General features: G+C 61.4%; 21 protein-coding genes and 1 pseudogene. 6 read left to right on the forward strand and 16 right to left on the reverse strand.

The annotated features are described in order from the left end of the window. Nucleotides 1-211: 211 nt before the first annotated feature. Nucleotides 212-784, reverse strand: a complete 573-nt coding sequence (locus AC1DS5_RS23240) for a hypothetical protein (protein WP_477720619.1) — start codon at nucleotides 782-784, stop codon at nucleotides 212-214. Between the two features lie 75 nt (nucleotides 785-859). Further along, nucleotides 860-1,081, reverse strand: a complete 222-nt coding sequence (locus AC1DS5_RS23245) for a CsbD family protein (protein ID WP_477720620.1) — start codon at nucleotides 1,079-1,081, stop codon at nucleotides 860-862. A gap of 258 nt (nucleotides 1,082-1,339) precedes the next feature. Between AC1DS5_RS23245 and AC1DS5_RS23250 the strand changes: the two genes are divergently transcribed. Both AC1DS5_RS23250 and AC1DS5_RS23255 read left to right on the forward strand, forming a co-directional pair. Next, nucleotides 1,340-1,756, forward strand: a complete 417-nt coding sequence (locus AC1DS5_RS23250; protein WP_477720621.1) for a MarR family winged helix-turn-helix transcriptional regulator — start codon at nucleotides 1,340-1,342, stop codon at nucleotides 1,754-1,756. A gap of 66 nt (nucleotides 1,757-1,822) precedes the next feature. Continuing rightward, the gene (locus AC1DS5_RS23255; RefSeq protein WP_477720622.1) at nucleotides 1,823-2,221 is read left to right on the forward strand and encodes a tautomerase family protein; all 399 of its coding nucleotides are present in this window, start codon (nucleotides 1,823-1,825) and stop codon (nucleotides 2,219-2,221) included. A 25-nt stretch (nucleotides 2,222-2,246) separates the two neighbouring features. Here the strand turns inward: AC1DS5_RS23255 and AC1DS5_RS23260 are convergent, their stop codons facing one another. Continuing rightward, on the reverse strand, nucleotides 2,247-3,857 hold the full coding sequence (locus AC1DS5_RS23260; RefSeq protein WP_477720623.1) for an ABC transporter permease: 1,611 nt from the start codon (nucleotides 3,855-3,857) through the stop codon (nucleotides 2,247-2,249). A gap of 112 nt (nucleotides 3,858-3,969) precedes the next feature. Here AC1DS5_RS23260 and AC1DS5_RS23265 point away from each other — a divergent pair, with 112 nt between their 5' ends. Further along, nucleotides 3,970-5,142: an ABC transporter ATP-binding protein gene (locus AC1DS5_RS23265; RefSeq protein WP_477720624.1), complete on the forward strand. Its 1,173-nt coding sequence runs from the start codon at nucleotides 3,970-3,972 to the stop codon at nucleotides 5,140-5,142. Here AC1DS5_RS23265 and AC1DS5_RS23270 read toward each other — a convergent pair. The 6 genes from AC1DS5_RS23270 to AC1DS5_RS23295 all read right to left on the reverse strand — a co-directional run bounded on the left by AC1DS5_RS23270 (nucleotide 5,129) and on the right by AC1DS5_RS23295 (nucleotide 9,863). Beyond that, the gene (locus AC1DS5_RS23270; protein ID WP_477720625.1) at nucleotides 5,129-5,866 is read right to left on the reverse strand and encodes a lysophospholipid acyltransferase family protein; all 738 of its coding nucleotides are present in this window, start codon (nucleotides 5,864-5,866) and stop codon (nucleotides 5,129-5,131) included. The two genes, AC1DS5_RS23265 and AC1DS5_RS23270, sit on opposite strands and share 14 nt — an antisense overlap. 18 nt (nucleotides 5,867-5,884) lie before the next feature. Next, nucleotides 5,885-7,183, reverse strand: a complete 1,299-nt coding sequence (locus tag AC1DS5_RS23275) for a dihydroorotase (protein WP_477720626.1) — start codon at nucleotides 7,181-7,183, stop codon at nucleotides 5,885-5,887. A gap of 187 nt (nucleotides 7,184-7,370) precedes the next feature. Further along, the gene (locus AC1DS5_RS23280) at nucleotides 7,371-8,333 is read right to left on the reverse strand and encodes an aspartate carbamoyltransferase catalytic subunit (protein WP_477720627.1); all 963 of its coding nucleotides are present in this window, start codon (nucleotides 8,331-8,333) and stop codon (nucleotides 7,371-7,373) included. 26 nt (nucleotides 8,334-8,359) lie between these two features. Further along, nucleotides 8,360-8,866: a bifunctional pyr operon transcriptional regulator/uracil phosphoribosyltransferase PyrR gene (gene pyrR, locus AC1DS5_RS23285; protein ID WP_477720628.1), complete on the reverse strand. Its 507-nt coding sequence runs from the start codon at nucleotides 8,864-8,866 to the stop codon at nucleotides 8,360-8,362. Continuing rightward, the gene (gene ruvX, locus AC1DS5_RS23290; RefSeq protein ID WP_477720629.1) at nucleotides 8,863-9,279 is read right to left on the reverse strand and encodes a Holliday junction resolvase RuvX; all 417 of its coding nucleotides are present in this window, start codon (nucleotides 9,277-9,279) and stop codon (nucleotides 8,863-8,865) included. Before ruvX ends, pyrR begins: the two co-directional genes overlap by 4 nt. Further along, nucleotides 9,276-9,863: a YqgE/AlgH family protein gene (locus tag AC1DS5_RS23295; RefSeq protein WP_477720630.1), complete on the reverse strand. Its 588-nt coding sequence runs from the start codon at nucleotides 9,861-9,863 to the stop codon at nucleotides 9,276-9,278. The genes ruvX and AC1DS5_RS23295 overlap by 4 nt, the downstream gene beginning before the upstream one ends. Nucleotides 9,864-9,989: 126 nt before the next feature. Between AC1DS5_RS23295 and AC1DS5_RS23300 the strand changes: the two are divergent. Further along, nucleotides 9,990-11,501: pseudogene (locus AC1DS5_RS23300) on the forward strand (cryptochrome/photolyase family protein). A 39-nt stretch (nucleotides 11,502-11,540) separates the two neighbouring features. Here AC1DS5_RS23300 and AC1DS5_RS23305 read toward each other — a convergent pair. The 6 genes from AC1DS5_RS23305 to AC1DS5_RS23330 form a co-directional block, all read right to left on the reverse strand. Beyond that, nucleotides 11,541-17,804: a hybrid sensor histidine kinase/response regulator gene (locus AC1DS5_RS23305; protein ID WP_477720631.1), complete on the reverse strand. Its 6,264-nt coding sequence runs from the start codon at nucleotides 17,802-17,804 to the stop codon at nucleotides 11,541-11,543. Nucleotides 17,805-17,872: 68 nt separating this feature from the next. Beyond that, a complete protein-coding gene (locus tag AC1DS5_RS23310) occupies nucleotides 17,873-20,167 on the reverse strand; it encodes a methyl-accepting chemotaxis protein (protein ID WP_477720632.1) in 2,295 nt (764 codons plus the stop codon). A 31-nt stretch (nucleotides 20,168-20,198) separates the two neighbouring features. Next, the gene (locus AC1DS5_RS23315) at nucleotides 20,199-20,729 is read right to left on the reverse strand and encodes a chemotaxis protein CheW (protein WP_477720633.1); all 531 of its coding nucleotides are present in this window, start codon (nucleotides 20,727-20,729) and stop codon (nucleotides 20,199-20,201) included. Between the two features lie 21 nt (nucleotides 20,730-20,750). Continuing rightward, entirely contained in the window at nucleotides 20,751-21,116 is a 366-nt protein-coding gene (locus AC1DS5_RS23320) for a response regulator transcription factor (protein WP_477720634.1), read from the reverse strand. Continuing rightward, entirely contained in the window at nucleotides 21,116-21,514 is a 399-nt protein-coding gene (locus AC1DS5_RS23325) for a response regulator (protein ID WP_477720635.1), read from the reverse strand. Before AC1DS5_RS23325 ends, AC1DS5_RS23320 begins: the two co-directional genes overlap by 1 nt. Nucleotides 21,515-21,595: 81 nt before the next feature. Then, nucleotides 21,596-21,769, reverse strand: coding sequence for a rubredoxin (locus AC1DS5_RS23330; RefSeq protein WP_477720636.1), 174 nt, complete (start codon nucleotides 21,767-21,769; stop codon nucleotides 21,596-21,598). Between the two features lie 82 nt (nucleotides 21,770-21,851). Here AC1DS5_RS23330 and thiD point away from each other — a divergent pair, with 82 nt between their 5' ends. Beyond that, complete coding sequence (gene thiD / locus AC1DS5_RS23335; RefSeq protein WP_477720637.1) at nucleotides 21,852-22,817, forward strand: bifunctional hydroxymethylpyrimidine kinase/phosphomethylpyrimidine kinase; 966 nt, start codon at nucleotides 21,852-21,854, stop codon at nucleotides 22,815-22,817. Continuing rightward, nucleotides 22,798-24,126 (forward strand): glutamate-1-semialdehyde 2,1-aminomutase, encoded by a 1,329-nt coding sequence (gene hemL / locus AC1DS5_RS23340; RefSeq protein WP_477720638.1) that lies wholly within the window; start codon nucleotides 22,798-22,800, stop codon nucleotides 24,124-24,126. Before thiD ends, hemL begins: the two co-directional genes overlap by 20 nt. A 91-nt stretch (nucleotides 24,127-24,217) precedes the next feature. On the opposite strand, the gene purH is transcribed toward hemL, so the two are convergent. Next, nucleotides 24,218-25,801 carry a bifunctional phosphoribosylaminoimidazolecarboxamide formyltransferase/IMP cyclohydrolase gene (purH, locus tag AC1DS5_RS23345; RefSeq protein WP_477720639.1) on the reverse strand — a complete coding sequence of 528 codons (1,584 nt, stop codon included), beginning with the start codon at nucleotides 25,799-25,801 and terminating at the stop codon, nucleotides 24,218-24,220. Between the last annotated feature and the right edge of the window lie 11 nt (nucleotides 25,802-25,812).

Below are 25,812 nucleotides of genomic sequence, written 5' to 3' on the forward strand. Positions count from 1 at the left end.
GGCGCTGCTGGCAAATGAGGTCCGCGCGCCTGCACCTTCAGGTGGCTGGTCAGTCACCGTGACCCCTCTCTGCGGGGTTTTCGCCGCAAGCCGGCCCAACGAAAAATCCCGCCAGGCTCGCACCTGACGGGATCTCCTTTGCACCTTTGCATCAGGGGCGCGGGGCTCTGCATCGCCTGCCCTACTGATGGCCTTTCAGCCTTTCAGCCCTCTATTTCATGCCGTATTTGCTCTTGGCGTCACTCTGGCAGGTGTCTTTGGCCGCGCCAGCCAGGCTGTCGCAGCGCTCCTTGGCCGCCTTGTAGTCCGCTTCACGTTTTTCTTCAGCGGCGTCCTTTTTCACATCAGCCATTTTTTCGGTTTTCTTTTTGCTGGTGTCGGCGCCAGCCTTCATCACCTTGGCATCTTCTTTGGCCTTCACATGGGCAGCCTTGGCGTCCTTCACGCAGACGTCCTTGGCATTACCCGACAGGTCGTCGCATTTTTCCTTGGCGGTATCGTAAGCGGCATCGGCTTTGGCGAAAGTCACTTTCTCGTCATTCTTGGGACTGGGTTTGTACTGCGCTTCCAGTTCCGCCTTGGCCACTTTTTCTGCACCTTTTGCCTCGGATACGCAAATGTCCTTGGCGTTGGCTTTCATGGCATTGCATTTTTGCCAACCCGCCTTGTAATCGGCCGAGATCCGGTCTTTCTGTGTTTTGTATTCCTCTTTGGTCATGGCCACAGCGTTGCCGGCAAAAGCACAAGACATCACCACAGTGAGCATTAGCAATTTGGTTTTCATGATGATTCCTTTGGTAAGTTTTAATCATTGATCAGATGGAAATCAGCCATTCATGACGACTCGATAACGTTCGGCTCAGTAGCGTTCAAAGAAGTTGGTGGGGTTGCGCTCATGCCACGCCTTGAACTGCTCTTCAGCCTCTTCCTTGCTGAGGCCGTGCCGCTCCTGAATCTTGCCCAGCAACTGGTCGCGCTTGCCGGCAATCACATCAAGGTCGTCATCGGTGAGCTTGCCCCATTGCTCCTTGATCTTGCCCTTCAACTGAAGCCAGTTGCCTTCTAGCTGGTCCTGGTTCATGGTTATCTCCTGAGGATGTTGACGAACTCCGTCTGACGGCTTGCGCAGCTATAAACCGCAGTAAGCACGTTACGGGTGAATAAACTTTACTCTCGGGGCGGCGGGCGAGCCGTAGTCCCGCGCATTTGCTACGCGTAGGCTCATACTTACAGGCTCCCGCAGCGCCGCACCTGTGCCCCCCGGAAATTCCATAAATCCCGGAATGATTTGCGAAGTAACTAGTTGCATAGCTAACTATTAAATGCTAAGCTGCACCGCATGTTCGATCACTGCCTTTATTTCAATACCACCGCGCTGGCCCGCCTGGTCGACAAGGAATGGACACGGGCCTTCAAGCCATTCGGTGTGACACCTTCCCAGGGCTTCCTGTTGCGGCTGGTGCTCAAGCACCCGGGCATGATGCAACACGAGATTGCAGATGAGTTGACCATTTCACGACCCACCGCCACGCGCCTGCTGGACGGGCTGCAGGCGCTCAAGCTGATTGAGCGCAGGGGCACGCAAGCCGATGGACGGCATTGGGTCGTCTACCCCACAGGCCGGGCCGAAGCGCTCCATGCAGGTATCAACAAGGCCAGCGGCGAAGTCACCCGCCGCATTCAGCAACAAATAGGAAAGGAGAACTTCGATGAGACCGTCGCCCGGGTCAGAAGCGTGTCTTCCGCCTTGAAATAACGCGTTCACTGCCCCGTCTTTTTTTTAATGTTTTAGTTGCATAGCTAACTATATGGAGTTCTTCAAATGCCTATCCTGAATGTCAAGATCAGCCAGCCCGCCAGTACCGCCCTCACCCATGCGGTCTCGGAAACCCTGCTCGAGCTGACCACCAGAATCCTGCGGAAAAAGCGCGAACTCACCGCCATCGCGATTGACTACGTCCCGCCCGAGCACTGGATCGTTGGGGGCCGCTCGCTGGCCGAGCAGGGGAAAAACAGCTTTTACTTCGACATCAAGGTGGTGGACGGCACGAACACCAAGGACGAAAAAGCCCAATACATCGCCGAGGCGTTTTCAGCACTCGGCAAGCTGCTCGGCAATGTGCATGAAGAAAGCTACATCCACGTGCAGGATGTGCGGGCGGAAGCCTACGGTTTTGGCGGCCTGACCCAGGAATACCGCTACATCAAGGCCAAAACCTGAAGCCGAGAGCCGGCCTGCCGCCGGCCTACCTCGACCGCAAGGTGCGGCTCAGCAACGCCACCGGCAGCAGCCCCACCAGCACCAGTGCCAGTGCCGGCAGGGCGGCCTCCCCGAGCCGCTCGTCCCGTGCCAGCTGGTAGGTCACGACGGCCAGGGTGTCGCTGTTGAAAGGGCGCAGCACCAACGTGGCGGGCAACTCCTTCATGACATCGACAAACACCAGCAAGCCGGCAGCCGCCACTGAGCGCTTGAGCAGCGGCCAGTGCACCCGGGCAAGAATGCCGGCGCCTGTCGTGCCCAGCATGCGCGCACTGTCATCAAAGCTGGCGGGAATGCGTGAATAACCGCTTTGCATGGTCTGCAGCGCTACCGCACTGAAGCGAACCAGGTAGGCCCAGACAATCCCGAGCACCGTGGCGGTGACCCAATAGCCCGCGCCGGTCTGCGGGGCCGCCGCCTGCAGCCAGCCCACGGGCAATAGCAGGCCCACCACAATCACCGCGCCCGGAACGGCATAACCCAGGCTGGCCAGGTGCACCGCCAAGCGGGTGAGCACATGGGGCTGGCGGCGCACGGCAAACGCCAGGCTGACGGCCAGCGCGGTGGCCAGCAGCGCGCTCAGCCCGGCCAGCCAGACACTGTTCAGCGTCCAGCCGAGAAATTTGTCCCACAGCAGACTGTCCCAGCCCAGCACCAGCGGGCGCAGCATGAAGAGCACGGGCAGGAGGAAACCCATCGCGATGGGCAAGGCGCAGACCAGCCACGCCAGGGCGGCACGGCTACCCCGCAGCCGCACCGGCGCGGCGTCCTGGGCGCCGGCGCGCGCACCCCGGCCTGCGGCAAAACGCATCCGTTTTTGTGCACTGTGCTCAATTCTCAGCAGCATGGCCACAAAAATCAGCAGCACGGTAGCCAGTTGTGCCGCGGCAATGCGGTTGTCCATGGACAGCCAGGCCTTGTAAATCCCGGCGGTGAAGGTCTGGATGCCGAAATAGCTGGACACGCCAAAATCAGCCAGGGTTTCCATCAAGGCCAGGGCCACCCCGGCGGCCACGGCAGGACGCGCCAAAGGCAGGGCCACAGCGCGGATACGGCGGGAAAGCGGTGCACCGAGCAGGCGGGCCGCCTCCATCAGGTGCACAGCCCGCTCTGACAGGGCTGTACGCGCCAGCAAATACACGTAGGGATACAAGGCCACGGTGAATACCAGCACGGCGCCACCGAGGCTGCGCACCTCAGGCAGCAGGCGGCCCTGAAGACCAAAGGCGGCACGCAGCCAGGTCTGCAGCGGGCCCGCGTACTGCAGGAAGTCGGTGTAGGCGTAGGCCACCACGTAGGCCGGCATGGCCAGCGGAAGCAGCAGGGCCCACTCAAAAATGCGTCGGCCGGGAAATTCGAACAGCGTGACCGCGCTGGCAGTGGCCATGCCCACCGCCGCAACACCGAGGGCCACACACAGACACAGCAGCAGCGAGACGCCGGTGTAGGCGGGCAACACCGTTTGCAGCATCTGGACCAGGATGGACCTGGCTTCGTCGTTGAACTGCAGCCATGAGAAGGCCACGGCCAGCACCGGCAAGGTCAGCAGGCTGACCAGCGCAAAAAGAAGCGCGGAGGGTAGGAAACGGCGGAGCATGTAGACCCGAAAAAAGGCCTCTGCCGGAGCGGGCTGTGCCCAAACCAGCGTGCGCCATGGTTTTTGCAGTCAGTCACTGCAAATGAGAATTGTAAGCATCTACAATCAACCCATGTTCTTGGATGTCTCCCAGTTGGGTGTGCACTACGCGGGCCGCTCAAAACCGGCTGTCGACAGCGTGACCTTTGGCCTGCGGGCGGGCGAAATCGGGGTGTTGATCGGACCTTCCGGCTGCGGAAAAACCACCCTGCTGCGTGCGGTGGCCGGCCTGGAACGCGCGCAGGCGGGCACCATCAAGCTGGCACAGCAAATCGTCAGTAGCCCTGATACCCATGTGCCTGCGGAGTCGCGCCGCATCGGCATGGTGTTTCAGGATTACGCGCTGTTTCCGCACCTGAACGCGGCGCACAACGTGGCTTTTGGCCTGACCCATCTCCCCGCTGCCAAGCGGGACCAGCGCGTCAACGCGGTGCTGGAGCTGGTGGGCCTGGGCAATGTGCACAAGCGTTTTCCGCATGAACTCTCCGGGGGGCAGCAGCAGCGTGTGGCCCTGGCGCGGGCGCTGGCACCGGAGCCGCGCCTGCTGCTGCTGGACGAGCCGTTTTCCAACCTGGACGTGGACCTGCGCGAGCGCCTCGCACATGAGGTGCGCGGCATCCTCAAGGCGGCTGGTGCCACGGCCTTGTTTGTCACCCATGACCAGCTGGAGGCATTTGCCATCGGCGACCGCATTGGCGTGATGCATGAAGGGCATTTGCACCAGTGGGAAGACGCCTACGCCCTGTATCACCGGCCGGCCACCCGCTTTGTCGCCGACTTCATTGGCCACGGGGTGTTCGCGCAGGCGCACATTGAACAGCGTGGCAAAGAGGTGGTGGTGCACACCGCGCTCGGTGACCTGACAGACATCCGCGAATGCCCCCTGCCCGAGGCCTATCCCGACGGCTTGTGTGATGTACTGCTGCGCGCCGACGATATCGTGCATGACGACAATGCGCCGGTCAAAGCGCAGATCCTCCGCAAGGCCTTCCGCGGGTCGGAATTTCTGTACACGTTGCGGCTTTTGACGGGCGAGACGGTAGTGGCCCATGTGCCCTCACACCACGACCATGCCCTGGGCGAGTGGATCGGCATTCGCGCCGAGGTCGATCACGTGGTGACCTTTGAGCGGGAGGCTGTGGCGGTCACGGGCGCCTCCGCTCCCCCCCTGACCTCAGCGACCCCCCTGCCCTCCACCAGCACTGCCGGGCCTTTGCAGCGCCCCCCGCACGCTACACCCGTCTGAGGCGCTCAATGTCCTCGCGCAGGGCCTGGGCCCACAGGCGCCGGGTCTGCCCCTCGGCGCCCTGAGCCACCCCAAAAGTCACCACAGCCCTCAGCCCCTCTGCCGTCAGGGTTCGCCAGATCGATCCGATCAGGGTTTCATCGCCCACATAGCTGGGTGCCAGACTCGTCGCACCCGTTGCCGGATCAACAAATTTGAGCGCCACCGGCTGCACCGGCACAGACGCCTCGATGGCGGCCTGGATCAGGTTGGCGTGAAAGGGCATGAGCGTGATGCCATCCCCGGTGGTGCCCTCAGGAAACACCGCAAGGATGTCACCCGCACGCAGGCGTTCCGCCATTTGCACCACCACCCGGTGCGCATCGCGGCGCGACTCACGCTCAAGGTACAGCGTGCCGGCCCCATCGGCCAGCGTGCTGACAAAGGGCCAGCTCTTGACATCGGACTTGGAGACAAACCGGCAATGGCGTGATGCGTGCATCACCACAATATCCAGCCACGAAATATGGTTGGCCACCAGCAGCACCGGTCCTGCCGCGGGCGGCGTGCCGTTCACCACCAGCTCGATGCCCACGATGCGAAGCAGCTCCCCCGCCCACACCTGCACGCGTGCTTCGCGATGGGCCTGGCTCAATCGCGGAAACAATATCTTGATGGTCAGGAAACCCACCACCGCGTGGGCCGTGGCTCGCAGCAGCTTCCAGCAAACGCCCAGCAGCTTCATGCAGTCCGGGACGTGTGATTAACGCGAAGCTTCATAAGCCAACTGCCCGCCGACCACCGTCCAGCGCACGCGCACAGGGAGCTGATAGCCCGAAAAAGGCGTGTGCTTGCCCTGGCTGCGCAAGGCCTGCGGCTCAACCATCCACTCCCCGGCCGGGTCGAACACGCACAAATCCGCCATGCCCCCTTTGACCAGCCGGCCGGCACTGGCCTGCAGCGTGCCCAGGGAGTTGCCAAGTACGCGTGCCGGCTCGCTCGTCAGCACCGCCAGTGCACGGGCCATGCCAGCCTGACTGTCAGCACCCCATTTGCAGGCCAGGCCCAGCAACAGTTCCAGGCCGGTCGCGCCTGCTTCGGCCTCGGCGAACGGCAGGGTTTTGGCATCCTCGTCGACCGGGTTGTGGTCGGACACCAGTGCATCAATCGTGCCGTCTGCCAGGCCCTGACGAATGGCATCCCGGTCGCGCTGCTGGCGAAGGGGCGGGTCCAGCCGCATGCGGCTGTCGAAGTAGCCGATATCGACATCGGTCAAATGCAGGCTGTTGATGCTGACGTCGCAGGTCACGTCCAACCCCTCCGCCTTGGCCTTGCCCACCAGCGCCACCCCTGCGGCGCTGCTGATCCGGCACAGGTGCACCCGCGCGCCGGTGGCGCGCATCAACTCGAAAATAGTGTGGAGGGCGATCGTTTCGGCGGCCACGGATACACCGCTCAAACCCAGGCGGGTCGCCAGCGCGCCGCTGGCGGCCACGCCCTGACCCAGGTGCATTTCCTGCGGACGCAGCCAGACGGTGTAGCCAAAGGTGGTCGCGTATTGCAAGGCGCGCATCAGCACCTGGGTGTTGGCCAGCGGCACTTCGGCCTGGCTGAATCCCACGCAACCGGCTTCGGTCAGCTCCACCATTTCGGTCAGCGCCTCGCCTTTCAGGGCCCGCGTCAGCGCGCCCAGCGGGAACACACGCGACTGGTGCAGCTTTTCGGCACGAAACTTGAGCATCTCCACCAGGCCAGGTTCATCGAGGACCGGGTCGGTATCCGGCGGGCAGACCAGGCTGGTCACACCGCCGGCAACCGCCGCGGCCAGCTCGCTCTCCAGCATGCCTTCGTGCTCATAGCCAGGCTCGCGCAGCCGGGCCGACAGGTCGATCAGGCCGGGCGCCACGATACAGCCCGTGGCATCCAGGGTTTTGTTGGGGGAAAAATCGGCCGCCGTGTGGTTCAGCGAGACAATGCGCCCCGCCGCAATGGCCACATCACAGACTTCATCCAGCCCCGAAGCGGGGTCGATCACTCGGCCGTTTTTAATGAGAAGTTTCATTTTGTTTTTCCGAAAAAAGGCCGCTGTGCCGGGCCGCCCCAAGCCAGGCCAGCCCCCTTGGTGGGCAGAGTAGTACGCGAAGCGACAAGCGTGGGGGTCACGAACGAAGCGCCGGGCCGCCCCAAGCGAAGTTCAGCCCCCTTGGGGGGCAGCGCAGTACACGAAGTGACAAGCGTGGGGGCCATATTCATGCTTCATTCCCTGCAACGATGCCCATGACAGCCATGCGCACTGCGATACCGAAGGTGACCTGCGGCAGGATGACGCTCTGCGTGCCATCGACCACCGCCGAGTCAATTTCAACACCCCGGTTGATGGGCCCCGGGTGCATGACGATGGCATCTGGTTTGGCCAGTTGCAGCTTTTCGTTGGTCAGGCCGAAGCTCTTGAAGAACTCCTGGCTGCTGGGCAGCAGGGCGCCCGACATGCGTTCGTTTTGCAGCCTGAGCATGATGATCACGTCAGCGTCCTTGATGCCCTCTTCCAGCGTGTTGCAGACGCGCACACCCATCTGCGCCATGTCAGCAGGCACCAGTGTCTTGGGGCCCACCACGCGCACTTCGGGGCAACCCAGCGTGGTGAGCGCATGAATGTCAGAGCGCGCCACGCGCGAATGCAGCACATCGCCCACGATGGCCACCGTCAGGTTGCTGAAGTCTTTCTTGTAGTGGCGAATGGTGTACATGTCCAGCAGGCCCTGCGTCGGGTGGGCATGACGGCCATCGCCGGCATTGATCACATGCACGTGCGGTGCGACATGCTGGGCGATCAGATAGGGCGCACCGGATTCGCCGTGGCGCACCACAAACAGGTCGGCGGCCATGGCGCTCAGGTTGGCGATGGTGTCCAGCAACGACTCACCCTTGGAGGCCGACGAACGCGCAATATCGAGGTTGATCACGTCGGCCGACAGGCGCGTGGCCGCAATTTCAAAGGTGGTGCGGGTGCGGGTGGAGTTTTCAAAAAACAGGTTAAAAACGCTCTTGCCGCGCAGCAACGGCACTTTTTTGACCTCACGGTTGTTCACGCTGACAAAGTTGGCGGCGGTGTCCAGAATCTGCGTCAGGATCGCCTTGGGCAGGCCTTCTATCGACAGCAGGTGGATCAGCTCGCCGTTCTTGTTGAGTTGTGGGTTTCGTCGGTACAACACGCTTGGGACTCCTCTTTTTCTTTAAATTACCGGTCCTGGACCTGAAAGCTGAAGCGGCCGTCTTCAGCACGCGCCAGCTCAAGGGTTTGCGAAGCAGGCAGGGCCACCCGCGCCACGGCCAAGTCGGGTTGCACCGGCAATTCGCGCCCGCCCCGGTCCACCAGCACCACCAGCCTGACGCTGGCGGGCCGGCCGTAGTCAAACAGCTCATTGAGCACCGCGCGGATGGTGCGGCCGGTATAGAGCACATCGTCCACCACAATCAGGTGGGCACCGTTCACATCAAAGGGCAGCAAGGTTTGCCCACTGGAGGCCAGGCCGCGCTGGGAAAAATCATCACGGTGCATCGATGAAGACAGAATGCCGGCCTCTTGCGCCAAGCCCAGGTCTTTTTGCAAGCGCTGTGCCAGCCAGGCCCCGCCTGAGGCAACCCCCACCAGCAGCGGTGGCTGGTCGTAGGAGGTCAGTTGCAGTCGCAGGCCCCGCAGCAAATCGCTGTACAGCGCCTCAGCGTCCAGTGTCAGACTGCTCATGGAAGACTCCTTAAAAATTGCTCAAGAATTATGCAGGCAGATGCCGCATCAGCATCCGCCGCGCCGCCGGCCAGGGCCTCGGTCGTGCTGTAGCGCTCATCGACCTCGAACACCTTGAGGCCGAAGCGTGCCCGCAACTGGCGGGCAAATTTTTGTGCGCGTCGGGTATTTTCGTGGCTCGCGCCATCCGGATGAAACGGAACCCCAACGACGAGCGCATCTGGCTGCCATTCCCTGATCCGGAGTTCAATCGCCTTGAGGCGGGCATCGCCCGTGGCGACAATGGTTGCCTGGGGCGTGGCGGTGCGGGTCAGCACATTGCCGGTCGCAACGCCAGTACGTTTGAGGCCGAAGTCGAAAGCCAGAAATGTTTGAAGACGCGCAGTCGAAAGAGGCACGGCCGCCAGGCTCATGCGTGACCGGCGTCGGGAGACAGCATCCAGCTCTGCAGGCCCAGCAGCATCAGGGCCTTGTCGTAGCGCTGCTCCACCGGCGTGTCAAAAATCACCGCCACATCGGCAGGCACGGTCAGCCAGCTGTTGTCCGAGATTTCCGATTCCAGCTGACCCTCGCCCCAGGCTGAATAGCCGAGCGAGACAAACACCTTGCGCGGGCCGGCGCCGGTCGACAGCGCCTCCAGAACATCCTTGGAGGTGGTCATTTCCAGCCCCCCGGGAATCGTCATGGTCGACGCATACACCGACTCGCTGCCGGGCATCATGGATTCGTGGAGCACGAACCCCCGCTCGGTTTGCACGGGGCCACCCTGAAACACCGGCGCCTCGGTGAGGTCGTCGCGGTGTAGCGGTAACTCAACCTTGTCAAACAGGTTCTTGAGGTTGATGTCGCTGGGCTTGTTGATGACCAGGCCCAATGCCCCGCGGTCGCTGTGTTCGCACATGTACACGACGCTTTTGGCAAAGGCTTCATCCTCCAGCCCGGGCATCGCGATCAGGAAATGATGCGTCAGGTTGATCAGTGCGGAATCCGTAGCCATGCCATGATTTTACGCGCACTCTAATGGAAAACACCGAGTTGGCGGCAGGCTCCGCGGAAAACCCGCCGGCAGAGCCCGCCTGCCCCAACTCGCCCCAGTTCGCCCTACTTGGCTACCATCGATTCCATGTCAAAAAAATACCGGACCGGCCTGATGTGGTTCAAGCGGGATTTGCGTGCCGAGGACAATGCCGCGCTCTACCACGCCCTGAAGTCGTGCCAGCAGGTGTTTTGCCTGTTCCTGTTTGACCGGGACATCCTGGACGGCCTGCCCCGGGCTGACCGGCGCGTGTAATTCATCCGGGAATCCCTGGTCGACCTGAGCGGGCAATTGCACGGCCTGGCCCGCCAGGGCGGGTGCGCCGCCGGGACCGCCTTGCTGGTGCGCCATGCCAGGCCCAGCGAGGCCCTGGGAACGCTGGTTACAAAGCTTTCCGTCGATGCGGTGTTCGCCAACCATGACGACGAGCCCCAGGCCCTGGCGCGCGACGCCGCGGTGCAAGCGCTGCTGGCCAGCCAAGGCGTGGCGTTCCACAGCTTCAAGGATCACGTCATTTTTGAGCGCACGGAGGTGCTGACGCAGGCCGGCAAACCCTACAGCGTGTTCACCCCCTACAAAAATGCCTGGCTGAAAAAGGTCGACAGCTTCTATGTGAAGCCCTATCCGGTGGCCCGGTATGCCGATGCCCTGGCCCCCCTGCCGGGCGGTGAGCCGCCTGCTATTCCATCGCTGGATACGCTGGGATTTGTGAAAACCAACCTGTCGGCGCTGAAAATCCCCACAGGAAGCCAGGGTGGAACTGCGCTTTTTGAGGAGTTTCTGGGCCGCATCGGGCGCTACCGGGACACGCGCGACTTTCCGGCCCTCAAGGGACCAAGCTACCTGGGCGTGCACCTGCGTTTTGGCACGGTCTCGATCCGCAAGATGGCTTCAACGGCCTTGCAGCAGCAAAACGAGGGAAGCGAAGGCGCCGCCACCTGGCTCAGCGAATTGATCTGGCGGGATTTTTATGCCCAGATTCTGAGCAACTTCCCCCATGCTGCAACCCGTGCGTTCAAGCCCGAATATGACGCCATCGTGTGGGAAAGCTGCGAAATAGCCACCGCCCGCTTCCAGGCCTGGTGTGATGGCCGCACGGGCTACCCACTGGTAGACGCGGCCATGGCGCAAATCAACCAGACGGGCTACATGCATAACCGCCTGCGCATGGTGACCGCCAGTTTTCTGGTGAAAGACCTCGGCATAGACTGGCGCTGGGGTGAGCGCTACTTTGCCGAAAAACTCAATGATTTTGACCTGTCAGCCAACAACGGAGGCTGGCAGTGGGCTGCCAGCACAGGTTGCGATGCACAGCCTTATTTCCGCATCTTCAATCCGGTCAGCCAGAGCGAAAAATTTGACGCGGAAGGCAAGTTCATCCGCAAATACCTGCCGGCCCTCGAAAAACTGCCTACCCCATGCCTGCACAGTCCCTGGCTGGCCAAACCGGTTGAACTGAGCGTGGCGGGCGTGTTGCTCGGGCAAAACTACCCAAGGCCCATCGTCCAGCACGATGAAGCGCGGGCACTGACACTACAGCGCTACGCGGTGGTCAAAAAAACCCTGACCCTGCTCCGCTCTAATCCGCTCTGTTTTTGACAGCTTCCCATGCCCTCCCGGCATGGGCAAGGCTGCCTTTTATGCGGACGCAGGGATGTCTGCTGCGCAGTAATGACGCACCAGGCTCATCAACTCTTCTTCCGAATAAGGTTTGCCCAGGTAGTGGTCCACCCCCAGCTCCTTGGCATGCTCGCGATGCTTCTCGGCAATCCGCGAAGTGATCATGATAATGGGCAGGCTGTTGAGGCGTACATCGGCACGGATGTTACGCGCCAGGTCAAAACCATCCATGCGCGGCATTTCAATATCCGACAAGACCACCGTAGGCCGCTCTTCCTGCAACCTTTCGAGGGCCTGCAGACCGTCGGCCGCCATGGCCACCCGGTAACCTTCGCGCTGTAACAGGCGCTGCGTGACGCGCCGCACGGTAATCGAGTCGTCAACCACCAGGATCAGGGGGATTTGCGGCGCGGCAGGAAGCAGTGCAACCGCCTTGTCGGCGCCGCTACCCAGCTCCTCGAGCATGTGCGGCTCCGCCCGGTCAGTACTCCAGGCCCGTGCCTGCTGGCCATACACGGAAGCCAGCGCGACCGGGTTGTAGATCAGCACGACGGCACCCGAAGCCAGCACAGACATGCCCGCCAAACCCGGCAGGCGCGACAGCTGCGGCCCCAGGTTTTTCACCACGACCTCCTGGTTGCCCAGCACTTCATCGACATGCAAGGCCATGCGCTGGGCCGCACTTCGGAAAATAACCACCGGCGTGGTCTTGCCCTGGGTCTCGCTGCTGTGGTGCGAAGCTTGCAGCAATGCGCCCGACCAGAAGAAGGGGACGGCTTCGCCAGCGACCTCAAGCGTGCCGCTGTTATATGCTTGCTGCAGTTCCTTGGCAGTAGCGCGGCGCACGGTTTCGACCACATTGGCCGGCACGCCCACCGACTGCTTGCCGGCTCGAATCATCACCACCTGGGTCACTGCAGTGGTCAATGGCAGCACCAGTTTGAAGTGCGTCCCCTTGCCGGACACCGTAGTGGTTTCAATCCGGCCGCCCAGTGCGTTGACCTCCGCGCGAACCACATCCATGCCGATGCCACGCCCGGCAAGTTCGGTCACCTGTGCGGCAGTCGTAAAACCTGCCGTGAAAATCAGGTTGGCGGCTTCCTGGTCATCCAGGAATTGTTCTGGCGTCACCAGCCCGAGGCTCACGGCCTTCTCGCGAATGCGCTGCAGATTCAGGCCGGCGCCGTCATCGCTGAAGTCCACCGAAACGTCGTTGCCTTCATGGCGCAGATGAACGGTGATGAGCCCCACAGGGTCCTTGCCGGCTTCGGCACGAACCTGCGGGTCTTCAATACCATGCGCCACACAGTTGCGCAGCAAATGCTCAAACGCGGGTGTCATGCGGTCCAGCATGCCGCGGTCCATCTCGATGGTGCCGCCCAGCAGGTCCAGCTTCACCTGCTTGCCGGTTTCCTTGGAGGCTTGCCGCACCACACGGTACAGACGCTCGGAAATCCCTTCAAACTCCACCATGCGCGTGCGCAGAAGGTCGCGCTGCAATTCGCGGGTCTGGCGGGCCTGTGCAATCAGGTCATCCTCGGTGGCTTCCACCGTGCGCTGCAGGGTACGCTGCACGGTCGCCACGTCATTGACCGACTCGGCCATCATGCGCGTCAACTCCTGCACGCGGGTGAACCGGTCAAACTCGAGCGGATCAAATCCGGCCTGGGCCTCCTTGGCCTGCGCCAGTCGCGACTGCATCTGCGTTTCAGCCTGCAATTCAATGTCACGCAGCTGCTGGCGCAAACGGTTCAAGTTGCCGCTCATGTCATTCAGCGAACCGCGCAACTGGCCGAGTTCGGCTTCCAGGCGGGACCGAGTGATCATGACTTCACCCGCCTGGGTGACCATCCGGTCAAGCAACTGGGATCGCACACGGATGGAAGCTGTTGCCGCCTGGCGCAGGGGCTGCATGGCCATGGCTTGCGGCGCGGGGATGGCCAGTTTTCCGGCGCTGGCGCTGGTACTACTGGTACTGATGCTGTTGCTTGCGTCAGCTGCAGCAGGCTCGGTGGCTGGGGACTGCTGGGCGTCTTCCGAAATTGTTGACGCCACAGGGGCTGCGGCCTCGGCTGGCGGCTCAACGGCAGCCAGGGGAGTCAAGGGCACTGCAGCAGCCGCGGCGTCTGCACGTCGCAATTCTTCGAAAGTGGCCTGCATGGCGTCAAAACGCGTCAACAGCGATTCGAAATCCTGGGTGACTGCGGCGTCGGAGCCCAGATGCTCGATTTCCGATTCAATGCGGTGAGCCATTTCACCCAACCGCAAGGCGCCCGCCAGACGGGCACTGCCCTTGAGCGTATGCAGAGCGCGCAAAACCTCCATGCGCGCACCCAGGTTGTCGGGCCGGGCCGACCATTGCCGCAGCGCGCCGCCCAGTTGGGGCATGAGCTCTGCGCCTTCCTCTTCAAAAATCGGAAACAGATCGGGATCGATGGCGTCGATCGCGTCGATGTCGTCTTCGTCTTCCTCATCCCGGCGTGCGGCGGCTGCGGCGGCCATGGAGGCCCTGGTCGCAGTCGACACCAAAACAGGCGCTGGTGGCACCAGCCGCACCGGCGAAGCGATGACTACTGGGGAAGCCGGGGGTGGCACGACCGGAGCTGAAGCCACCGCCATGCCGACGTCCGCGATTTCAGCTTCCTGAGCCGACTCAACGCTGACCTCCTCGGCCGGCGGGGCTTCAAATGGGAAGTCAAGCTCGGAAGATTCGCCCGCAGGGGGCAGAACCGAGTCAAAAAAGTCAAGTTGCCGCAAGCGTTCAAGCACGCCGCTGTCGGACTCCTTGAGGAAGCCGGCGGCAAACTGGTGCAGCAACCGGCGTATATCTTCCGCCGCATCCACGAAGACCTGGCCATACTTGGTGGCGCCATTGCGGTGGTGAGCCTGGGACTGCTGCAGTGCATGCTCGAGCGCCCGGGCCATTTCCGACAACGCATAAAACCCGACTGTCGCAGAACTGCCCGCGAGGGAGTGGGCAAGCGCCACAGTGGAATCACTGACCGGCTGGTGACGCTCAATCACCCATTCGGCGACTTCCATGACCAGTCGGCGCGACCACTCATCAGCCTCGTTCAAATAGACGTTGTAAAGAGGGATGCCTATGCGCAGCGCCCCAATGACCTTGACCTGCTCATCACCATTGCCGTCGACCTGCAAAAGATCACTGAGGGAATCCTGAAACGCCGCAATGTCCAGCGCCGCCGGGGCTTCGTCAATTTGCGGCGGGGCAGGCTCAACCACCTCGAAACTCGCGGTGGCATCAACGACCTCAGGCACGGCGGCCATCAGTTCGGCAGGAGGAATTTCAAACCCGGCAGGCATGGCCTGATCGGGCATCAGAATGTCCACAACCTCTACAGCATCCACAGCGTCCAGATTGAAGTGCTTGTCAAAATCTTCCACCGACAATTCAACCGCCTGCCCGGACTCGGACTCGGCTTCGAGCGACAGGTCCAAAAACTCACCCTCAGCCACACGCTGGGCAGAATCGGCCGGCGCATCGCTCTCCGCAGAAAGCGCAGAAAGGCTGTCGAAATCAATGCCTTCGATATCGATATCCATTGCAGGTGCGGCTGCCTGTCCGGCAGCCACGACGACCGGCGCTGCGGCAGCAATGGCATCGTCAAAGTCGAGATTGAACTCAAAAGGAGATTCAACGGCTACGTCGGCAGGTGTTTCACTGCCGACGCTGACAGGGTCAGGTGTGCCTGACTCCAGTTGAAGTTCTGGCAGTTCAAGCGTTCCAGCCGTTGCCGCGTCATCGACGGTTGGGGCAGGGCCAGGCGCTTCAACCGACACAAACAGGTTCAAGGGGACGTAGCGCCCCGAGGTACGCATGGCGTCAGCACTGCCGCTGAAGGCAGAGGCGGACCACGAAGCATCCTCGTTCGCGGCAATATCTTCAATCCACTTTGCAAAGCCGGCCATGGCCTCCGCGGCCAGGCTCTTGAACGCATCGGTAGCCGTTTTTTGGTCCGCCAACCAGCTATTGAGCATTTGTTCGAGCGACCATGCTGCTTCACCGAACTCGTTGAGTCCGACCATTCGCGAGCTGCCTTTGAGCGTGTGAAATGCGCGCCGCAGCACCGTCAGTTGGGAAACATCGCCGGGATCGCTTGCCAACGCCAAAAGCGCTTCCTGGCCGTTGCCGACGACCTCGCGCGCCTCTTCAAGGAAAATATCGCGCAAGTCATCTTCTTCAAAATCTGCCGAAGCGAGCGGACCGGCCGGCGCGGCTGGCGCCTCCTGCATCACCGAGGATGCCAGCGATGTCAACGCGACAGCGGTGGCGTCGGCATTGTTGGCCGACACGGCCTTCGCCGCCTCACGGGCGCTCTGGGCCAAGGCAGGCTGTTCGGCCAGCGCCGCATGCGTGGCCAACGCATCCAGTCTGCCCGTGAGGTTTCCATCGCCCCCGCCACCCCCCGCGTCCTGCACCACCGAGATCAGTTCGCGCGACAGCAGATCGTTGTTCACCGTCACGGCAGAAGCTGCGCTCGCCGGGCTTTGCGTGCGGCCCATCAGCGGCTTGAGTTCGCCTTTTTCTTCATCATAGACAAACAGCTTTTTCGCCAGCACTGGCTGGTAATTGAGCATGTCAATCAGAAAACTCAGGGCACCGAGGTTATTGCCGAGATGATCAAATGTGCCGGCGGACCGCACCAATTGCTCGTCGATTTCGGTGACGAGCATTTGCTCCACGCTCTCCTTCATGCGTAAAACCGCATGGGATGCCTGGTCAAGCCCCAGCACCGACAACACGCCACGCATCTGTGAGAGCTGCCCGGGTACCGCCTGCAGTGCGGTCTTGTCCTGTGGGTTGCGAAAGAACACATCCAGTGACTTTTCGAGCTCGCCCAGAGATATGCGCAACTCACCCACCACACTGCCCATGGTCTGCTTGTCGCTGACACGGCGGTATAACTCCTCCATCCAGCCTTCCATCGGCTGAGGCTCACCACCGGCCCGGACACCCTCCAGACGTTCTGCCAGATTGGCCGTTCGCACGGTCAACTGGGGATCGTTGGGATCCAGGTCGTCAAAGGCGGCTTCCAGATAAAGCACCGAGGTCGCCACCTCCATGGCCAACTCAATACCCGGTGGCTGGCCGGAGCGAACCGTGGTCTCGATCGCACGGGTCAGGGCTTTTGCAAAAGGCTCGCTCGGTGGATGGAGTTTGAGCAGGGAATCGGTCACCAGGCTGAATTGGTCGACCACCGACTTGAATTTGCTGGCATCCCCGGCAGAAAGTGACGACCATGTCTCCTTGGCCGAGGTGATCCGTTTGCGCGCTTGAGCCAGCAGTGCCGGATCGAAGCGGCCAAACTGAACAAGTTCGTAATCGACCGGTTTGAACCGGTTGAGACCATACACCGATCGAACGGCGGACAGTATCGGGGTATCAGCGGCCTGAGTGGAAACCGCCTGCGCGCAGAAAAAGAGCAGATCCAGCACCAACCGCTCCGATATCGCAACATCGCCTTTTCCCAGCGAGGCATATTGAAGCAATATCCGGGACGCAGCGCGCCGGACATACAGATCAGAGCCCAGCAAATCATGCTCGACAGCTTCAAAGTAAGCTGCCGCAATTTTCCAGAAAATCCGGGGCTGGCGATCGGCCTGCCTGGCAGCAAAGCCAAGACTCAAGTCCTTGAGATTCCGGGCAGCCTCGGGCGCCTTGCCCTTCATGAGCTGAAGCACCGACTGGTCCAGCAAGGCACGCGCGCCGCTGTCGTAGTTCCGGGGTTCAGCCATAGCGGCCAGCTCAGGCTCCAGCCAGCGCCACTCAAAGGGCCACAAGTCGGCAGGGTGAATGCGGTCCGCACGCACCAGTTCCTGGACTTCGCGATACTGCGGGAACAGTGAAACCGCAGACACGGGCTTGTCCGCCAGCACACCTTCGAGGTATTCCGTCAACGCAAAGCTGGCACGCTCAATCCTGGCAGCGGCATCCTGACTGCATTGCTCAGGTTGCTGCACAAACTTCTGCACCGCGGCTTCCATGGCACGCAGCACCAGCGCGGGCCCTGGCAGCCCCACCATCTCCAGCGCACCTACAGCCTGGTGCAACTGCTGGCGCGCGATCCGCAACTGGTTCGCGTCAATCGCCGCGAGATCGGAACCCCGTGCGGCCTCGGCGTCCCGAACAAAGCGCTTGAGCGCCTTGGCCGCACCCTCCAGTGACTTGCGAAGTTCGTCCAGCACCCAAGCCAGTGGACCCAGATCGTTGACGGCGAGGTCAGGCTCGGCAGCTTTTGAATTCGGGACGTTGGATTGCATAAGTAACGGGCCGGTTCAGGAGTAAGTGGCAAAGGCTGGGGTTGCTGTCAACGCACAACAGGCTGTGATCAGGCGATTTTGAATCGGGACACTGACTGGCGCAGCTCTTCCGCCATGCGGGAAAGGTCACGCACCTGCTGTGCCGTAGAACGGGTACCTTCTCCGGTTTGCTCCGTCACGGCAAAAATGTGCTGGATGTTACCGGCCACCACGTTGGCCGATGCGGCTTCCCGGGATGCTGAATTGGAAATCTGCTCAATCAGGTCGGCAAGGCGACGTGACACCTGGTCAATTTCAGTGAGTGCCGTACCGGCGTTATCGGACAGCTTGGCTCCCTCAACCACACCCTGCGTGGAACGCTCCATGGCGGCTACCGCATCCTGGGTGTCGGTCTGAATCGCTTTCACCAGCGCCGAAATCTGGCGCGTCGCATCGGCAGAACGTTCGGCCAGTCGCTGCACCTCTTCGGCAACCACCGAGAAGCCACGTCCGGCTTCACCGGCTGACGCCGCCTGAATGGCAGCGTTCAGCGCCAAAACGTTGGTCTGCTCGGTAATGTCCGAGATCAGCTCGGTAATCTCGCCAATCTCCTGGGACGATTCACCCAGCCGCTTGATCCGCTTGGAGGTTTCCTGAATCTGGTCCCGGATGGAGTTCATACCACCGATCGCGTTTTGCACCGCCTGCAAGCCGGATTCAGCCGCCGTCAGCGATTGGCGCGCCACCTGGGAAGATTCCTGCGCCTGGGTGGACACTTCGTTGATTCGGGACGCCATGTCAAGCACCGACTGGCCAGTCTCGCGAATCTCGCGCAGCTGTTCAGTCGACGCTGCCAGCAGCTCCGTGGATGTGCTTTCCACCTGCGCCGTCGTCTGCGCCACCCGGGTCGCCGTGTTCTGCACGTTACCCACCAGCTGGCGCAACTCCTCCACCGTGTAATTCACCGAGTCAGCAATGGCGCCGGTAATATCCTCGGTCACCGTCGCTTCCTGGGTCAGATCGCCCTCAGCCACCGTCTGCAACTCGTTCATCAGGCGCAAAATGGCAGCCTGGTTCGCGTCGTTGACGCGCTTGGCGTCCTGCTCCTGGCTTTTGGCTTCCTGTCGCTGCGTCTCGGCAACCGCCTGCCGCTGCTGGCTGTCTTGCACCTGCAAACGGGCCAGACCTGCCGCGCACAGCAGCGCGAAGGCCGCCGCAATAACCAGGATCGTCAACGCCCCGACGCCCAGGCCGGTCTGGGAAGACAGCTTGCCCTGCAGATCCTCAAGGCCACGACGCAGCGGCTCACTGTCCGCAATGATCGAAGACTGGGCTTCGCGGGCCGACACCAGACCCTGCAAATTGCCCAAAATGGCGCCCGCCTGCACGCGCGTCTGCTCATAAAGCGCCATCAAGGCCTCCAGCCGCTCGCGGGTCTGCGGGTCTTTGGAGCCGGTCAGGCGCAGTTCGGGACTACCGTCCTGCAGACCCTGGGCAATTTCCTTGAAGGAGTTCAAATCCTTGCCCAGCAGGAACACAGCCTCGGGGCTCACACCTTCCATGGTCAGGAACTCGTTGGCAGACTTGCCGATCCGCTGGGTCAACATCACCAGCTGGCCAGACGCTGAAATTTCAGCGGGCGCCGCATTCTGCTGGAGCTTGAGCGAAGATACGGTTTCGGCGATTTCCAGCAAATCGGAAGACTGACGGTTAATGGTGCGCAGCGCGTTGCCCACCTGCGTCAGGATGTTTTGCTGACCCATCACGGTTTTGGCATTTTTCTCGGCCCGCTCCATGAAGGGCGTGACCTTTTCAACGTCCGGCTGCAGTACATCGGCAACCGGCGCCAGGCGCAAGCTGTCCTCGCCGGACTTCAGGCCGCGCACGGTTTTGGCCAGCACGTCCGAGCTTTCGCGCACATCGGGGAAAGCCTGGGCACTGCCCACCAGAGCCTGCGATACAGACTTCGCCAAACGCTGCGACTGCATCAGTGACTGGCCGGTTGCCGCCACCTGCTGGGCGACCTTGTCGGCCTGGTTCAGCGCCAGGAAGGTCACGGTACCCAACACCACCACCGCCAGAGCCAGCAAGCCCACCAGAATTCTCTGGTGCTGGCCTATGGTACGGCGACCCAGCAGGGGCAGCGAGAGCAGGTCGGGACTTTCCACCGACTCGCCCTCCTCGGTTGCCGCCACCCGGCTCGGTGCAAAGGCATCCAGGTTGCCGTCCATCTGGCGCATGGTTGCGGCATTGAGGGAGGCGGCTCCGCCCACGGTGGAGCCAAGGGGATCACCGGGCATACCCACGGAAGCCATGTCCATGCTGTCTTCGGGCTGGACAGACTTCGGTTTAAACAGCTTCTGGATATTTTCAATAACAGACATGGGGGAGCCTTCCGGGAGAAACACGTGCGCGCTATGCGCCGATCGTCAAAAAATGAGCTTGCTGGGCAAGCAGCTGAAGATTGATTTCCTGCCAGCTTGCACCATTGAGGTCAACGTACTGGTTGCCAAAAAATTCGGGCGCGTCAGGCGCCTTCTCGGAGAAATCGATGAAGGCATCCTGCTTGCGCAAACCGGCCAGCCTGTCGATCAGCAGGGCGCAATTGACTTCAAGTGCACTGTTGAGCGCAACAAGCCTCGACTCCGTGCGCGCAAGTTCGGTCTTCGGAGGCGGTGCCTCGCCGCTCACATAGCTTGCCAGGTCAACCACGCCAAAGAGGCCGCCGCGCAAATTGGCAACACCGGCAAACCAGGCCTGGGTGTAAGGGACCGTCTGCGTGTGAACCCATGGAAAAATTTCACCGGACTGGCTCAGGGGAAACAGGTAGTTCCTTCCGCCAGCCTCCACGGCCAGCCAGGATGCAGCAACGCCCTGCGTTCGCGCAACCTGCAACCTGTCGGCCAGCCGGGTTTGTAGCTCTCTGAGGGCTTGTCTGTTCGCCATGCTCTGGTTTTATGCGTGTGATCAGCCAAGGGCTTTGATTTTGGCCATCAACTCATCCGCATCCACAGGCTTGGTGATGTAGTCGCGAGCCCCCTGACGCATGCCCCACACCCGGTCGGTTTCCTGATTTTTACTGGTGCACATCATGATGGGGATGTCCGAATAAAGGGGATCGCGCGTGATGGCGCGCGTCAGCTGGAAGCCGTTTTGCCCCGGCATCACCACGTCCATCAGAATCAGTTCCGGCTTGTCTTCGGCCAGGCGGCGAAAGGCATCTTCCGCATTTTCTGCGGTTTTGACGGTAAAACCATTCTTGACCAGCAGATCGGTCAGATACATCAACTCAGTCTTGGAGTCATCAACTACCAATATTTTCTTAATCGCCATCAAACTACTCCTTGTTTTGCACTGCCAAGCGCCTGAACGGTTTGCAGCAGCTGATCTTTGGTAAAAGGCTTGGTCAGGTAGTCCTGTGAACCCACCATGCGACCCCGCGCCTTGTCGAACACGCCATCCTTGGAGGACAGCATCACAATGGGTACACCCGAAAACTTCGCATTGCGCTTGATAATCGCACAGGTTTGATAGCCATCCAGTCGAGGCATCAAAATGTCGCAAAAAATCAGGTCGGGCTCGTAGTCGTTGACCTTGGAGAGGGCGTCAAAGCCATCTTCGGCCAGCAATACTTCGTGACCTCCCTGCTTGAGGAAGATTTCGGCGCTGCGCCGGATCGTATTGCTGTCATCGATGACCAGGACCTTCAATCCGGAATTGGGAATGCTCACTGCCTTTGCTCCTGTTTTTGCGGACCCCCGGCACGATAGCACCAGGCGGCGACTGGACTGTTCAGGCAGGTGCCCAAACGCCTATATCTGAACCATTTCGAAATCTTCTTTACGCGCTCCGCATTCCGGGCAGGTCCAGTTCATGGGCACTTGGGCCCACGGTGTTCCCGGGGCAATGCCATGCTCGGGCGCACCAGCAGTTTCATCATAAATCCACCCACAGATCAAACACATCCACGTCATTGATTGAGTCACAGCTTAAGTTGCCTTCGAATAGAATGCAACAATTGTATCGAGGCGGCGTTGCTTATTCGCGTACAAGGCAAAATCGCAGCCTATGGCAAACCCCAACACCTCTTCACTGGACAGTCGGCAACTGCAAACCGAGGACAGCGACGCGTCTCCGGCATGCGTCATGACATTCAATGCCAACGATCCGAGCGGAGCGGGCGGACTGACGGCCGACATAACGGCGATTACATCCGCAGGGGCTCATCCGCTGGCCGTCGTCACCGGCACCTACGTGCGCGACACCGCCGAGATTTTTGATCATTTTGCATTCGACGAAGAGGCTGTCACCGACCAGGCGCGATCCGCACTCGAAGACATGCCGGTGTCGGCCATCAAGGTCGGCTTTGTCGGCAGCCCGGAAAACATCAGCACCATCGCCGAGATCGCGACCGACTATGCCGATGTACCGCTTATCGCTTACATGCCCAACCTGTCATGGTGGGACGAAAGCGAGATTGACAGCTACCTCGATGCCTTTCGCGAGTTGATGCTGCCGCAGACGACGGTGTTGGTCGGCAACCACAGCAGCCTGTGGCGCTGGTTGCTGCCTGACTGGCCGGGCGAGCGCAACCCCTCGGCCCGCGACATTGCCAAGGCTGCGGCCGACCTGGGCGTGCCCTACACGCTGGTGACCGGCATTCCCCTGCCGGACCAGTTCATAGACAACGTGCTGGCCACGCCGCAAGCGGTCCTGTACAGCGAAAAATTCGAGCGCTTCGAGGCGGTATTTTCCGGTGCCGGCGAAACGCTGTCTGCCGCCCTTTCGGCCCTGCTGGCCAATGGCCACGATCTGCAGGCCGCCACCGCCGAAGCCTTGACCTACCTTGATCACAGCCTGGATGCCGGCTTTCACCCCGGCATGGGCAACATCGTGCCGGACCGTCTGTTCTGGGCACAGGCCGATGTCGATGATGAAGAATCCGAAGACGAAGCAGGCGACACGCCAGACGATGCCGCACTGACGTCCAAGCCCCCTTTTGACCTGCCGCCCAATGGAACCACGAAACATTAAGCCCCACACTCCCGAGCACTCCCGCAACACCGCGTTGTTTGAGCGCGCCAAAAAGCTGATTCCCGGAGGCGTGAATTCACCGGTCCGGGCGTTCAAGGCCGTGGGGGGCACGCCGCGCTTTGTGCAGCGCGCCCAGGGCGCCTACTTCTGGGATGCCGACGACCAGCGCTACATCGACTACATCGGCTCGTGGGGGCCGATGATTCTGGGGCACGGACATCCCGCCGTGCTTGCGTCCGTCCAGAAAGCGCTGCTGGACGGTTTCTCGTATGGCGCACCGACGGAGCGCGAAGTGGAACTGGCCGAGGAGCTTGTGCGCCTGGTGCCGTCCCTCGAGATGGTGCGGCTGGTGAGTTCGGGTACCGAAGCGGCCATGAGCGCCATTCGCCTGGCGCGCGGCGCGACCGGCCGCAGCAAAATCATCAAGTTTGAGGGCTGCTACCACGGCCACGCCGACGCCCTGCTGGTAAAAGCCGGCTCCGGCCTGGCCACCTTCGGCAACCCGACCAGCGCCGGTGTACCGCCTGAGGTGGTGCAGCACACCCTAGTGCTCGAATACAACCACCTGGCCCAGCTGGAAGAGGCTTTCGCCCTGCATGGCAACGCCATCGCCTGCCTGATGATCGAGCCGATTGCCGGCAACATGAATTTCGTGCGGGCCAGCATTCCTTTCATGAAACGTTGCCGCGAGCTATGTACCCAGCATGGTGCGCTGCTGGTATTTGACGAAGTCATGACCGGCTTTCGCGTGGCCCTCGGTGGCGCGCAAAGCGTGTACGCCAAAAGTATTCCCGGCTTCAAGCCCGACATGACGGTGCTCGGCAAGGTGATTGGCGGCGGCATGCCGCTGGCGGCCTTTGGCGGAACCCGCGCCGTGATGGAACAGCTGGCGCCGTTGGGTCCGGTCTACCAGGCCGGTACGCTGTCGGGCAACCCGGTGGCCACCGCTTGCGGCCTGGCCACCTTGCACGAGATACAGAAACCCGGGTTTTACGAAGCACTGGGGGAGCGCACGCGCAGCCTGGTCGCAGGCCTCACGCAGGCGGCCAACAAGGCGGGCGTGCCTTTTTGCGGCGACAGCGAGGGAGGCATGTTCGGCTTTTTCCTGCTCGGGCAACTGCCTCAAAACTACGCCACGGTCATGACGACCGACGGCCCAGCCTTCAACCGCTTTTTTCATGCGATGCTGGCCAGCGGTGTGTACTACGCGCCGGCGCTGTACGAAGCCGGCTTTGTCAGCTCGGCGCACAGCGCGGCGGATATTGATGCCACGGTGGATGCTGCCGCAAAGTTTTTTGCTGCAGGCTGAGCCGGCCTCGTGTTTGGTGCTCGGGGTTGTGACTTTTACCCAACCCTAGAGACCCACCTAGAGACCCAAATCATTTCAAAAAAACGGCTGCTCAATGCCTGAAGTGCCGCACACCGGTCAGCACCATCACCACCTCGCGGTCGTTGGCCGCGGCGATCACCTCATCATCGCGCATGCTGCCACCTGGCTGGATGACGCAGGTCGCCCCCGCATCCACCACCACATCCAGCCCGTCGCGGAAAGGAAAGAACGCATCGCTGGCAACCGCTGAACCCTGCAGCGTCAGGCCGGCGTTTGCAGCCTTGATCGAGGCGATGCGTGCCGAGTCGATACGGCTCATCTGGCCCGCACCCACACCCAGCGTCATGCCGCCCGAGCAGAACACGATGGCGTTGGATTTCACGTATTTCGCGACCTTCCAGGCAAACAGCATGTCATGCAGTTGCTCCTGCGTCGGCTGCAGCTTGCTGACGACCTTCAGCTCGCCGATAGCCAGCGCGTGGTTGTCCGCAGTCTGCATCAGAAGGCCTGAACCCACACGCTTGACGTCGATCAAATTGCGGCCCTGCTTCCACGCCGTGTCGCCGCCGGGCGGCAGGTCAATCTGCAGGATCCGCACGTTGACCTTGGCCTTGAACACTTCCAGCGCTTCGGGCGAAAAGGCCGGCGCCATCAGCACTTCGACAAACTGCTTTGAAATTTGCAGCGCGGCGTGCTCGTCGAGAGGACAGTTCAAGGCGATGATGCCGCCGAACGCGGATGTGGGATCGGTCTTGAAGGCCTTGCTGTAGGCCTCCAGCCCGTCCTTGCCCACGGCCACGCCGCAGGGGTTGGCATGCTTGACGATCACGCACGCGGCACCATCCTTGAGGAAATCAAAGCTCTTGACACATTCCCAGGCGGCGTCGGCATCGGCAATGTTGTTGTAAGAGAGTTCCTTGCCCTGCAACTGCCTGGCCGTCACGAGGGAGCCTGGCGCCGGGTACAAATCCCGGTATAGCGCGGCCTGCTGGTGCGAGTTTTCGCCATAACGCAAATCCTGCACCTTGATGAAACGGCCGTTGGCCTGGCCCGGGAACAGGCTGTGCGTGCCATCGGCCTGAATGCCGGAAAGATAGTCGCTGATGGCGCCGTCGTACTGGCTGATGCGGTTGAAAGCCGCCACCGACAGGGCGAATTTAGTCTTGTCCGTCAGCTTGCCGCCGGCCTTGAGTTCGTCCAGCACCCCGGCGTACTGCGAGGCATCGGTCAACACACCCACGTCTTTCCAGTTTTTGGCGGCCGAGCGCACCATGGCCGGGCCACCGATGTCGATGTTTTCAATCGCGTCTTCCAGCGTGCAGCCGGCCTGGGCCACCGTCGCCTCAAACGGATAGAGGTTGACCACCAGCAGGTCAATCGTGTCGATCTGGTGCGCTTTCAGGGCGGCCATGTGCTCGGGCACATCGCGCCGCGCCAGCAGTCCGCCATGCACCTTGGGGTGCAGTGTCTTGACGCGACCGTCGAGCATTTCCGGAAAGCCCGTGAGTTCCGCCACCTCGGTCACCGGCAGGCCGGCATCGGCCAGCAATTTTGCCGTGCCGCCGGTGGAAATCAGCTTGATGCCCAGCGCATGCAGCGACTGGGCGAATTCGAGGATGCCGGTCTTGTCGGAGACGGAAATCAGTGCGTTCATTTTTTGTCTTT

Source organism: Polaromonas sp. P4_H1 (genome assembly GCF_056400945.1).